We start from the raw sequence: 11,027 nt of genomic DNA, 5'->3' as shown, positions 1-11,027 counted from the left end.
GCGCCCATTCGCGACCCACCTATTGAACGGGGGCGCAATCGTCAATAATTTGCCCACAGAACCAGTGAAAGGATGCCCCCCGTGACCGACACCCTGCCCTCGCTTTCCCCGCAAGACGCGCTTGTCGCCGTCATGGTCGCGGTCTCGGCCTCGGATGAGAACATCCGGACATCGGAACTGGTCGCGATCGAGCGGATGGTGAACCACATGCCGATCTTCGCCACCTATGACATCGACCGCATCCGTCCCGTCGCGCAGACCGTCTATTCGCTCTTTGAAGAGGAAGAGGGGCTTGAGGCGCTCTTTGGCCTCGTGCGCGCAGCCCTACCTCAGAAGCTATATGAAACCGCCTATGCGCTGGCCTGCGACGTGGCCGCCGCCGATGGCGTGCTGCATCAGCCCGAGCTGCGGATGCTTGAGGAGATTCGCGGCGAGATGGCGATCGACCGCCTCCACGCGGTTGCCATCGAGTGGGGCGCCAAGGTGCGTCACGTCAAGCTCTGAGGCTTAAAGCGCGGACCAGCGCTCCAGCAGGCGGCTTTGCAGGATTTTCGAGCGGCGGATCCACTCGCGTGATCCTGCCGGCGTTTCCTGGCCCGCCGTGCGGCGGCGCTGGTTCATGTCCGCCGTCATGATCGCGAAGACAAGTTGCCGCCCGTTGCGCCCGGTCATGTAGCCCGCCAGCGACGAGGCGAAGTTCAGCGTGCCGGTCTTGGCCTCGATCTGGAGCGTCTGGTTCTGCATCTTGCGCCCCGCGTCGTCGCGCAGATCGAACCCCTTCATCAAGTCGCGCAGTCCCATGCCGGGGCCAAGCTGCGCAAGCGCACGCACCATCTCCTGCGCGGAAATGCGCGACTCGGCGCCCAACCCCGAGTGATCGGCGAACCGCGCCCCCGACCCGCCCATGCGCGCCGCAAGCCATTGCCCCATCGACGCGCCCGATTGGCCGCGCCCCGCAGGCGCGCCGCGCGCGGTGCTCGTCGTCATGCCCACCGCCTCGGCGGTCACGTTGGTCGAGTATTTCAGCATGCCACGCAAGATGACGCCGAGCGGTTCCGAGCGGTGCTCGACCAGAACCGTGCCGCCCGGCATATCCCGCACGGATCGCGGTGCAGGCAGCGCCAGCCCCTGAGCACGCGCCAGCGTCTGGAATACGTCACCCGCATAGGCATCGGGGTTGCGCACCGGCAGCCAGCGGCTGCCATGCTTGTTCAACCCGCTCGCGGCGACCGTCCAATGCTCCTTCCCGCCCGAATTGGCATAGGTGAACAGCGGCGACTTGCGGTTCGCCAAGGCGACCTCGGCGGTGAAGGCCTTGGGCTGGAACCGTTCGCCCCGCGCATCCATGCCGATCTGCCAGCCCTTCCCGGCACGGCGCCACTCGAAATGCACGCGGTTGAAGTTGAGGATCAGACCCGAGATCGCCGGGTTGTAGCCGACATGGATCGGCTGATCGCCCGCGATCTCGGGCGCGTAGGGCAAGGCCCCGCCCCAGACGAGGAAGCGCCCACTGACCCCGCGCAGCCCGGACGCTGCCAGTTGCGCGGCCATATCGCCCAGATCGTCGGTCGTCAGCGTCGGATCGCCGCCACCCGCCAGCACCAGATCGCCCTGAAGCACACCGCCCGAAATCGGCCCGGTCGCAATCAGCCGGGTGGCGAAGCGATACCCGCCCCCCAAGGTCTCCAGCGCGTAAAGCGAGGTGATCGCCTTGACGGTGGACGCCGGGGGCATGGCCTTCTCTGCGTTGCGCGCGCCAAGTATCTTGCCGCTGGCCAGATCGGCTACGACATAGCTGACATCCCCGCTCAGGCCCGCGATCAGGCCATCCGCCCCACCAGCCGCCCAGGAGACACGCGGAATGACGCAGGCAAGCGCCCCCGCCCCGAAGATCATATGACGTCGTGAAAGCTGCATCGCCTACTCCGCACCGAAGCCCTTGCCGCAGCCTAGCGCGCAAGCTTGCGCGGCTTCAAGCCGTGCCGCGCCAGTCACCTCGCGCCCGGATCGCCGAGGACGACAGATCGGACATCGGCATATCGACGAAGCACCAGGCGGGCGGCTGCGCCAGCGGCAGGCGGTGGGATTGCTCGGCCGGGAGGCGATGCGCGTCAAAGATCCGCGCCGCGCGGGCGCATTTTCCGGCCAGGCGCGATCCAGGCCGGGCCAGAACCCCAACGGGGACCATCCGCATGATCTCCTGCCAATTGTCCCAGCGATCGAATTGCACCAGGTTATCAGCCCCCATCAGCCAGACAAACTGCACGCCGCGATAAAGCGGCAACAGGCGCGAGAGCGTTTCGGCGGTGTAGCGTGTGCCCAGCCGGGTCTCGAGATCGGTAATATCGACGCGCGGGTCGGGAATGATCCGGCGCGCCTGCGCTATGCGCAGCGCCATTGGCGCCGGACCGCGCGCCTTGAGCGGATTGCCCGGGCTGAGCATCCACCACACCCGGTCCAGCCCGAAATGCCGGATCGCCTGATGGGTGATATGCGCATGTCCCTCGTGGGCAGGATCGAACGATCCACCCAGAATGCCGATCCGCATCCCCGGCGCCGCAATGGGAAAGCCCTGCTTCATGCGCAAGCCCTACCCGATCCGCCTCGGGACTGGAAAGAAAAATGTAACGCACCGATGACGTTAGGCGCGCATCCCTTCGGCATCCGCCTGTGGCGCGGCCAGCGAGCAGCGCCCCTTGCCCAGCCGCTTAGACAGATAAAGCGCGGCATCCGCATCGGCCAGCATCGCCTCGGCGGTCGGCTCATCGTAATCGGGCGAGAGCGCGACACCGATCGAGGCCGAGATCCGGCAGGTCTGCTCGCCATAGGTGAACGGCTCTTCCAGCCGTGCGATGATCCGCGCGCCAAGTGACTGGAGACGTTCGGGATCGGTCGCGCCGCGCAGCAGCAGCACGAACTCGTCGCCGCCGACACGCGCGACCAGATCGCTCCGGCGGGTCTCTTCCTCAAGCACCCGCGCGACGTTGCGCAACAGCTGATCGCCCGCGGCATGCCCAAGCGTGTCATTGACCGACTTGAAGTAATCCAGATCCACATGGGCCAACGCGAAGCTCTGCCCGCCGCGCCCGAGACCGCGGATCAGGCGTTCCAGTGCCAGATCGAAAGCCCTGCGGTTCGCGACCCCGGTCAGTGGGTCGGTCTGCGCCTCGCTCAGCGCGGAGCGGCGGGCATCCTCCAGCCGCACGGTCAGGGCGCGCAACTCGTTCAACACGGTCGCCTTGGCCTCTTGCAGGTAGAGCAGTTCCATCGCCATGTCCGACGGTGCGAAATCGGTTTCCGTCAGGCCGAACTCGCGCACGGCTTCCGCAAGATGAATCCCGAAGCTGAGGTTTAAGAGCAACCCGTCCGCCGCCCCAAGCCCAACATCGGCAACCGAGCCGCGCAGGGTGATCTCGGGGCGCACGCGCAGCGACAGGCTGATCCGGCGACGGCCATCGAGCGCAGAGGCCACGCCGGACCGGCCCGCCCGCGCGCAACGCAACCGGAAATGCTGCTCGAAGCGCGATCCAAGTATGCGACCCGGCCCCAGGATCTTGCCAAGCGCCGGGCCGAGGGCGCTGATCCGTCCTTGCGGGTCAAGCCAGAGAAACATCGGCATCAGCTGCCCCAAGGCATCCGGGCCAAGCCCCCGTGCAAGACGCACCCAGTTCTGGCAGGCACAGGGCGCGCTCATCGGCTACTCCCGACAGGGCGCGCCAGATCGAACCGCCGCCCCTCGTTGAAAGCCGCCTCCAGCAAAACCACCTGCACGGCCTCCCTGCCCTCGGCGGCCTCCGCCTCTTCGATCATTGCCAAGGCGCCGTAGTCATCGGCCATGGCTCGTAAAAGGCCCGTCATGACCGCCCCCCAGCCCGGTATCGTCCCGTCCACATCCAGAATGAACTGCGCCCCACGCAGCGTTCGCAGGGCCAGTTCAGGCAACTCCAGGTCGGGCAACGTCATCTGACCCCGACCCTGCAATTCATCGAGCGATTGCAGGAATTCCCAGTAATCCTCTCCGCCAAAGCGCAGCAGCCGCCTGATCGGCTCAAGCGAGGCGAGATAAGCGCCAATATCCTCCAGCAACACACCGCGCGGCTTGTCGAGCGCCTCGACCGAAGCTTGCAGCAGATCCTCGGTCAGTTGATCGTCATATCGCAGCATCGCCTCGAACCCCTCGGAATCGAAACCGACACGCTCGGCGACCTGCAACCATAGCCTTTGGCCGTAATTTGCGCGCAGAAACGCCTGAATCGATTTGTTGATCAAGCCGTGCATGATGCCTCCGTCCCAGAGGCACGTTAGGACAGGCCCGTTAACAATTCCCCAAGGCGCTCAGGGCGAAACGGTGAACTTCGCACCGCCGATCTCAAGCGCCATGATACCCGAGGGAACCAGCGCAGGGGCCTGCCCCGAGAGCGTGTCGATCAGCACATCCGCAGGCATCGACCCGGCCCCGACCAGAGGCACCGCCGCCGTCGTCAGCCACCGCCCTCCCTCGGCGCGATAGGCTTGGGTCTCAAGCGCACCATCCGGCCGGGCGCGGAAGAAAATGGCCTCTTCGCCCGGCACTTCAGGCCGGAAGTCGGCCAGAACGAGAACACAACGCCCGTTCCCCGCCGCGGTCTTGGTCGCACAATCCGCCGCGTAGCCCGGCGCGTTCATACGCACAAGCTCGATCCAGAGCGCCTCGGGCGCCTCACCGCCCGCAGCCACGGTGGTCACAGCACCGCGAAGGCCGTCGACCTGAAGATCAAGATCGGTTTCGTCGGGCCCCGGCAGATCATACCGGCTCTCGGCGCTGGCCAACTTCTCCAGCCGCTTCGCAAGATCGCCCTGCGCGGGGTCCTGCGCCGTTCGCTGCAACTCGGCCAGTGCAAGCGCGCCTGGGTTGCCCCATTCGCTCTTGAACTCCCACAGCGGCAGTTCGGAGGGCGTCAGTTCACCCGCCGCGAACCGCGCCATCTGCGAGTGGGTCGAGATCTTCTCGGGGTTGATCAGCGGCGAAAGCCACAGCACCCCAAGCGCGATGAGGGCAAGCGCCATTACAATATTGGCGCGCCGGATCCAGACCATCCAGCCCCGCCCCGCCAGCACGCTCAGCGCATAGAGGCCCGCATAGCCCAGAACGACCGCCGCCACCGTGGCCGCCATCACCCGGTCGGGCGTCCAGCCGTGGTCCTGCACGCGCAGCGCGATACCCCACCCCGCAAGCGCCGCAAGCGCCGGCAACACCAGCGCAAGCCCGCGCCCGGCCCAGGCCAGAAGCGGGCCGTGCACGGCCTCGATATCGTCCTGATCAACCGCGATGGAAATGAGGGAAATCGACGCCCAGGCCATGCCTAGTAGAACGCCGCTTGGCGAGATGCCGCCAAACAGATGCGTCAGCCCGCGCACCGGAAGCGCGGCCAGAAAGATCACCACCAGCGCCAGCACCACCGGCGTCAACAGGCGCAGCAAGCGCAGCAGAAGGTAGGGTGAGACCATGTCGGACATCTCGGCCACCACCGATAGCCCCAGGCCAAGGGCCGCGCCGCAAACAAGCGAGACCACAATATCTTCGCGCAGAATCTCGGTGAGGAAGGTGATCCCCACAAGCTCCAGCAACTCGCCCCCCAGCATCAGGACCATCCAGACGATCCCGACGAAAAGCCAGGCCGCACCGTATCGCACGACGATATTCCAGCTTTCCATGAACAGGATGCGGTAGTCGGACCAGCCCTTGCCGCCGGGCAAGCCAGCCGCGATCAGGAACGGCACCGGCAAGGCCGCGACGGTCGCGACGGCGACGAGTGCATGACCCGCCGACAGCATCTGGCCGGCCGTAGCAAACCCGAGGCTTTCCCAAAGCGCCAAGAGCGAAACGACCACGCCCAGCCCCGCCGCACCAATCACCGAGCGCCGTAGGCCAAGCTCGCTCAGCATCCCAAGGGCACCGCCGAAGAACGTCACCGAGAAGACGCCGAGCGCGAGCAGCAGGCGCCCGGCCGCAATCTCTTCGTCGATCTGCTGAAGCAGCCAGAACGCCAGGCCGCCCGCGATACCCAACAGAAGATACTGCACTCTTGCCCCGATCATGGCCCGCCTCCTTGCGATCTCGCTTCACGCTAGCCGGTGGGCATGTGCTTGGCCAGAGGCGCCGTCAGCCCCGACGCCCTACCCATGCGGCAAGTGCCGAAATGTCGGGCAGAACGACATCGGCCAGTGGTGCAAGGGTCGCTTCGTCGGCAGGGCCGCTCAGCACGCCCACCGCAACCATGCCCGCCGCCCGAGCGGCATGAAGATCATGCGGGCTGTCACCCACCATCGCAATCGTCGCGGGCTCCAGCCCGACCCTTTGCGCGAAGGCCAGCAGCGGCCCCGCCGCGGGCTTCTCGCCATAGCCACTGTCATAGCCCACAATCATGTCGAAAAGCTGCGCGACCCCGGCCGCATCCAGATGTGCGCGCGCGGCGGCCTCAGAATCGTTCGTACAGACGCCCAGACGCAGACCCTGCGCTTGCAACTCGCCCAGACAGGGAGCGAGGGGAACCGCCGCCACCTGCGGCGCCGTCTGCGCGGCCGCGTCCAGCTCGGCCACCAGTTCATCCAGCGCGCGGCCCGGAAGATGCGCCAGCAGATACCCCGCGACTTCGGCCGGGGTGCCCGCGATGACGGGCGACCCCGAGGCGAAACGCATTTGCGCGGGCAGAAACCCGATCGCGTCCGCCATCCGCGCGGCTAGCCCGGCATCGCCGCGGCTCAGCCGCTCAATCACCCCATGCGCCCAAACCGCCCAGGTAGCGTTGAAATCAAAGAGCGTTCCATCCTTGTCAAACAGAATCCCGGCTATCCGCGTCATCTCATCCCCTCAGGTCCAGTGCCTCTGATCGCCACCGCCAAGCACCGCACGCGCGCCTTGCAGCACCTCGGGGGGCACGCCCAGATCACCGGCACAGGTAATCACCCAGGCATCGCTTTGCATGAGGAAATCGAGCATCGCGCACAAAAAACCGGGATCAGAGGCCATCGCGCGCACATCGCTTGCCGCAGCCCCCGAGGCGGCAAGAAAGGCGTCGAAGATCTCATCCTGACCGGCCAGCCAGCCAAGTGCGCGAATGGCCAGAACCTGCGCCGATTCATGCTGCATTTCCCCTGCCCCCTTACGGCGTGAAAGAGTTTGTTAACCTTATCGACGCATAGCTACAGGAGGTATCGTTTCAGGGTAAGGGAGTTCGGATCGCCATGGCAGGAAAAATCCTGATCGTGGATGATGTTGCGACGAACCGGATCATGTTGAAGGTCAAGCTTTCGGCAGCCCGGTATGATACCGTTCAGGCCTGGACCGGGGCGGAGGTTCTGCGCCAGATCGCGCAGGAGGCGCCGGATCTGCTGCTGCTGGACATGCACCTTCCCGATATCGATGGCATTGCCCTTTGCCGCCAGATCAAGGCACATCCGTCAACAGCCACCCTTCCCGTGATCGTGCTCAGCGCGACGCCCGCGCCCGAGGACAGGCTTGCGGCCTTGCGCGCGGGTGCTGACGATTTCATGGCCAAGCCCGTGGACGAAAGCATCCTGATGGCGCGGCTGCGCAGCCTGCTGCGCGCCCGCGAGACCGAGCAGGACCTGCGCGTCGGAGAGGCTGCCTGTCGTGACTGGGGCCTTGCTGAACCCTCGTCACATTTCGCGCCTGCCGCACGGGTCGCTGTCATCGCGCCGGATCGCGACACGGCATCGCGTTGGACCGATGCGCTTGCACGGGATCTACCGAACGACCGGGTCGAAAGCCTGAGCGCCAGCGATGCGCTCGGGCAGACGGCGACGCAAGCACCGGATGCCTATGTGATCGCGACCGACCGCACCCAGCCCGGCGACGGGCTGCGCCTGATGTCCGAACTGCGCTCGCGCGCGCAGTCGCGCAATTCGGTCATCTGCATCGCACCGGCGCGCAGCGATAGCGATACGGTTGTCATGGCGCTGGACATGGGCGCCGATGATGTGCTGCCCATCGACGTCACGCAACCCTCCCAAACGCAGGAAGCCGCGCTGCGCCTTTCGATGCAGCTGGAGCGGAAGCGGACGCGAGACCGCAAGCGGAGCTTTGTCGCCGACGGGCTCAGACTTGCGATGACCGACCCCCTGACAGGGCTCCACAACCGCCGCTACGCCCTGCAACGACTGGGCAGTCTCGCCGATCAGGCCAGGACCAGCGGGCAAGGCTTCGCGCTCATGGCTCTCGACCTAGACCGGTTCAAGGAGGTCAATGACACCTTCGGCCATGCTGCAGGCGACACCGTCCTGACCGATGTCGCACAGCGCCTGCGCAACTGCCTGCGAGAACAGGATCTACTGGCCCGTTTTGGCGGGGAGGAATTCCTGATAGCCCTGCCCGAGACCTCTTTGCCACAAGCCGAAGCCATCGCTTCTGCGATCTGCCGTGCGATCGAGGCCACACCCTTCGCATTGCCGGCCGATGCCGGGAATGTCGCGGTCACGATTTCCGTGGGTGTAACGACCAGTGACGGCACCGACCCGGTCTCGGCGGTTTTGGACGCGGCAGATCAGGCGCTCATGCGCTCCAAGCGCGAGGGCCGCAACCGGGTGACCACCGCCTCATGCGACAACGCCGCCTGAGGATCAGCGATCCCGCGGCGGCATGCGACCATGATCGAAGCCTTGGCGCAGACGTTCGGCAAAAGCGCGCCGCTCTGCGGGCTGCATCTGTTCGAGCCGCTCGATCATCAGCCGCTCGCCGATGCCGATCCGACCAAGCGTGCGCTCGCGGTAGCGGCCGATCATCGCCGCGACGGCGCCCTGATCCCAGGGCTCGGCCTCCAACGCACCAATAAGGGCGTCGAGATCTTCGCGGGCCTCGCGCCGCATGGCACGGAAGCTCAGCCCCTCCGCGTCAGCTGCACGGCGCATCGCCTCGCGGTCGTCACGCGAGAAGGCGCCGGTGAAGGGCCCCAGATTGACCTCTTCGATCTCGGGACGCGACGGATGACGGTCATGCCCCAGAATGCCGCCCACCACGACCCCTGCAACCAGCAGGTTCAGCGTCAGCGACACGCCCAGCAACACGCGCACCCAGGTCGGCGTGCCGCTTGCCGGTTTGGCAGTGCTATTTTCCTGCGTCATCGCTCCCCCGTCATTCCGCGGCCAGGGCCAGAAGGTCCCCGTCCGGCAAGAGATTAACCGTCCCGAGCGTCTCCGCCGAGGCAAAATAGGCCCCCGAGATGGTGTCGATCCGGTCCACCCCGACAAACCCGATCCAGGCTCCGGCAAGCGTTGCTGTCACCATACCGCCCAAGGCAGGCCAGCCGCCGACAAGATCGGCAAAGCGCGCGAACAGCCCCGCACGCGGCGGCGCCGTCGGCACGGCGGCGAACCCGGCCTGAACCGCCTCGGCATCCTCCAGAACACGCGCAAGAAACACGCCCGAGGGCTCGGGCAGATCGCTGCGGGCGGCGGCAAAGAAATCGTCGAGCGCCAACCCTTTCGCCTTTTCGTCAGTCATGACCATACCCCAATTCTTCCCGTCGCCCCTCCAGCAGGGCTGCCAAGGCGCGCTTTCCACGCGCCGTCAAACTTTCTACGGCCTCGACCCCGATTTCCATCGCTGCGGCGATCTCGGGGTTCGCGAGGCCCTCCAGATGGCGCAAGATCACCGCCTGCCTCTGCCGCGCGGGCAGCTGATCAAGCGCCAGTTGCAGCGCGGCGGCACGATCCGCGTCGATCATCCGCTCAACCGCCGAGGCTGCCCCGTCGGCCACCTCGGGCGCGTCATCGAGCCCCACGCCGCGGCGGCGACGCAGCCGATCGGTCGCCAGGTTGGTCACCACGCGGTAGAGCCAGGTCGAAACCTTTGCCTCACCCTGACGCCACTCGGGCGCGATCTTCCAGAGCCGCAGCATGGCCTCCTGCGCAAGATCCTCTGCCTCGGCCCGATCGCCGAGCATCCGCATCGCGACACGAAAGGCCAGCGGCCCCATGCGCAGCGTCAGCGAACGCGCGGCCGCAGGGTCTCCATTACCATAGAGAACCAGCAAGGCCTCGTCCGAGGCGTCGGAAAGCGCGTCGAATGCCATGTCCATACTCGTCCCCGCCTAGCCCGAATCCCGGACAAAGGCAATTTGGACAACCGGCCCGAGGCGCTGACCCCGGGCCGGGCCGTGCTTAGTTCCCTTGCGGGTTCATCATCCAGCGCTGGCCCATCATGCCGTCCTGCTGGCCGCCATGGCGCATGCCACCCATGTGACCGCCCATGTGCTTGCCGTCATGACTATGGCCGCCGCGCTCTGCCATACGGCCCTGCTTCCGCGCCTTGGCCGCAGCGAGTTCGTCCTTGTCCAGCGCACCATCACCGTTGGTATCAAGACGCTGGAACATCATCGCCGGCATATCGGGCATCGCCAGCTCGGCCGCCGACAGCATCCCGTCGCCATCAATATCCTGAGCCGCGATGCGCGCCTTCACACGCTCTTCCACGCGCTGCTGCATCCGGCGCATATCGGCGGCAACCAGTTCCTCGGCGCTCAGCTTGCCGTCGCCATTGGCATCCAGCGCAACCGCGTCGGCCGCGCGCTTGGCGGCGATTTCTTCCTTGGTGACAGTCCCGTCGCCGTCGGTATCAAAGCGGTCGAACATCATGCCCATCGGGCCATCGCCCATGTCAGCGTCGCCCATCTGCCCCATCATTCCGGCACCGCCCATCGGGCCTGCGCCCATGCCGCCCGCCATCGGGCCGGTGCCATCTTGCATCTGCGCCCGCATCTGGGGCTGACCATTCATCTGCTGCGCCACAGCCGGCACCGCGGCAAGGGCCGTCCCGGCCAGCAAAACCCCGACAAGAGCCTGTTTGATGCTGCGTTTCATCGTCTTTCTCCTGTTTCCTGCGGCGCGGTCTGCGCTGCTCCCATCAGTCCAAACGCCGCTCTTTCGGGTTTCCGTCGCAACGCGCGCAGGCTCACACAGGCGTGAACGCATTGCCCGCAGCGCTTAGGCTTTGCTTCTGCCCCACATTCGGTCGATAAAGGCGCAAAGGG

At 66.1% G+C, this 11,027-nt stretch carries 13 protein-coding genes; 2 read left to right on the top strand and 11 right to left on the bottom strand.

Features of this window, described 5'->3' with window-relative positions:
• The first annotated feature begins 81 nt into the window (after positions 1-81).
• The gene (locus KTQ37_RS13160) at positions 82-504 is read left to right on the top strand and encodes a tellurite resistance TerB family protein (RefSeq protein ID WP_218630978.1); all 423 of its coding nucleotides are present in this window, start codon (positions 82-84) and stop codon (positions 502-504) included.
• Between the two features lie 3 nt (positions 505-507).
• Here the strand turns inward: KTQ37_RS13160 and dacB are convergent, their stop codons facing one another.
• The 7 genes from dacB to KTQ37_RS13125 all read right to left on the bottom strand — a co-directional run bounded on the left by dacB (position 508) and on the right by KTQ37_RS13125 (position 7,129).
• Positions 508-1,917, bottom strand: coding sequence for a D-alanyl-D-alanine carboxypeptidase/D-alanyl-D-alanine endopeptidase (gene dacB, locus KTQ37_RS13155; RefSeq protein ID WP_218630977.1), 1,410 nt, complete (start codon positions 1,915-1,917; stop codon positions 508-510).
• 55 nt (positions 1,918-1,972) lie between these two features.
• The gene (locus KTQ37_RS13150) at positions 1,973-2,581 is read right to left on the bottom strand and encodes a nicotinate-nucleotide adenylyltransferase (protein WP_218630976.1); all 609 of its coding nucleotides are present in this window, start codon (positions 2,579-2,581) and stop codon (positions 1,973-1,975) included.
• Positions 2,582-2,641: 60 nt separating this feature from the next.
• A complete protein-coding gene (locus tag KTQ37_RS13145; RefSeq protein ID WP_218630975.1) occupies positions 2,642-3,694 on the bottom strand; it encodes a GGDEF domain-containing protein in 1,053 nt (350 codons plus the stop codon).
• Complete coding sequence (locus KTQ37_RS13140) at positions 3,691-4,278, bottom strand: heme NO-binding domain-containing protein (protein WP_218630974.1); 588 nt, start codon at positions 4,276-4,278, stop codon at positions 3,691-3,693. Before KTQ37_RS13140 ends, KTQ37_RS13145 begins: the two co-directional genes overlap by 4 nt.
• Before the next feature lie 57 nt (positions 4,279-4,335).
• Complete coding sequence (locus tag KTQ37_RS13135) at positions 4,336-6,078, bottom strand: DUF4153 domain-containing protein (RefSeq protein WP_218630973.1); 1,743 nt, start codon at positions 6,076-6,078, stop codon at positions 4,336-4,338.
• Positions 6,079-6,142: 64 nt separating this feature from the next.
• A complete protein-coding gene (locus tag KTQ37_RS13130; protein WP_218630972.1) occupies positions 6,143-6,841 on the bottom strand; it encodes an HAD family hydrolase in 699 nt (232 codons plus the stop codon).
• A gap of 9 nt (positions 6,842-6,850) precedes the next feature.
• A complete protein-coding gene (locus KTQ37_RS13125) occupies positions 6,851-7,129 on the bottom strand; it encodes a DUF3572 domain-containing protein (protein ID WP_218630971.1) in 279 nt (92 codons plus the stop codon).
• 95 nt (positions 7,130-7,224) lie between these two features.
• On the opposite strand from KTQ37_RS13125, the gene KTQ37_RS13120 reads away from it, so the two are divergent.
• Positions 7,225-8,616, top strand: a complete 1,392-nt coding sequence (locus KTQ37_RS13120) for a diguanylate cyclase domain-containing protein (RefSeq protein ID WP_218630970.1) — start codon at positions 7,225-7,227, stop codon at positions 8,614-8,616.
• Positions 8,617-8,619: 3 nt separating this feature from the next.
• Here the strand turns inward: KTQ37_RS13120 and KTQ37_RS13115 are convergent, their stop codons facing one another.
• From KTQ37_RS13115 to KTQ37_RS13100, 4 genes are all read right to left on the bottom strand, one after another.
• Complete coding sequence (locus KTQ37_RS13115) at positions 8,620-9,120, bottom strand: periplasmic heavy metal sensor (protein WP_218630969.1); 501 nt, start codon at positions 9,118-9,120, stop codon at positions 8,620-8,622.
• 10 nt (positions 9,121-9,130) lie between these two features.
• On the bottom strand, positions 9,131-9,499 hold the full coding sequence (locus KTQ37_RS13110; protein WP_218630968.1) for a dihydroorotate dehydrogenase: 369 nt from the start codon (positions 9,497-9,499) through the stop codon (positions 9,131-9,133).
• Entirely contained in the window at positions 9,492-10,076 is a 585-nt protein-coding gene (locus KTQ37_RS13105; protein WP_218630967.1) for an RNA polymerase sigma factor, read from the bottom strand. Before KTQ37_RS13105 ends, KTQ37_RS13110 begins: the two co-directional genes overlap by 8 nt.
• Before the next feature lie 82 nt (positions 10,077-10,158).
• Positions 10,159-10,857 carry an EF-hand domain-containing protein gene (locus KTQ37_RS13100; protein ID WP_236021219.1) on the bottom strand — a complete coding sequence of 233 codons (699 nt, stop codon included), beginning with the start codon at positions 10,855-10,857 and terminating at the stop codon, positions 10,159-10,161.
• Positions 10,858-11,027: the final 170 nt, after the last annotated feature.

It is taken from the genome of Sedimentimonas flavescens (genome assembly GCF_019264375.1).
In the GTDB taxonomy this organism is placed as follows: Bacteria; Pseudomonadota; Alphaproteobacteria; order Rhodobacterales; family Rhodobacteraceae; genus Rhodobacter; species Rhodobacter flavescens.
Note: the sequence above shows the minus strand (reverse complement) of the source record. Positions and strands in the feature narration are given on the sequence as shown.

Bases quoted from the DNA above. Each gene is read 5' to 3' on its own strand.
- dacB (WP_218630977.1), bottom strand. From the start codon at position 1,917: ATGCAGCTTTCACGACGTCATATGATCTTCGGGGCGGGGGCGCTTGCC.
- KTQ37_RS13150 (WP_218630976.1), bottom strand. From the start codon at position 2,581: ATGAAGCAGGGCTTTCCCATTGCGGCGCCGGGGATGCGGATCGGCATT.
- KTQ37_RS13145 (WP_218630975.1), bottom strand. From the start codon at position 3,694: ATGAGCGCGCCCTGTGCCTGCCAGAACTGGGTGCGTCTTGCACGGGGG.
- KTQ37_RS13140 (WP_218630974.1), bottom strand. From the start codon at position 4,278: ATGCACGGCTTGATCAACAAATCGATTCAGGCGTTTCTGCGCGCAAAT.
- KTQ37_RS13135 (WP_218630973.1), bottom strand. From the start codon at position 6,078: ATGATCGGGGCAAGAGTGCAGTATCTTCTGTTGGGTATCGCGGGCGGC.
- KTQ37_RS13130 (WP_218630972.1), bottom strand. From the start codon at position 6,841: ATGACGCGGATAGCCGGGATTCTGTTTGACAAGGATGGAACGCTCTTT.
- KTQ37_RS13125 (WP_218630971.1), bottom strand. From the start codon at position 7,129: ATGCAGCATGAATCGGCGCAGGTTCTGGCCATTCGCGCACTTGGCTGG.
- KTQ37_RS13120 (WP_218630970.1), top strand. From the start codon at position 7,225: ATGGCAGGAAAAATCCTGATCGTGGATGATGTTGCGACGAACCGGATC.
- KTQ37_RS13115 (WP_218630969.1), bottom strand. From the start codon at position 9,120: ATGACGCAGGAAAATAGCACTGCCAAACCGGCAAGCGGCACGCCGACC.
- KTQ37_RS13110 (WP_218630968.1), bottom strand. From the start codon at position 9,499: ATGACTGACGAAAAGGCGAAAGGGTTGGCGCTCGACGATTTCTTTGCC.
- KTQ37_RS13105 (WP_218630967.1), bottom strand. From the start codon at position 10,076: ATGGACATGGCATTCGACGCGCTTTCCGACGCCTCGGACGAGGCCTTG.
- KTQ37_RS13100 (WP_236021219.1), bottom strand. From the start codon at position 10,857: ATGAAACGCAGCATCAAACAGGCTCTTGTCGGGGTTTTGCTGGCCGGG.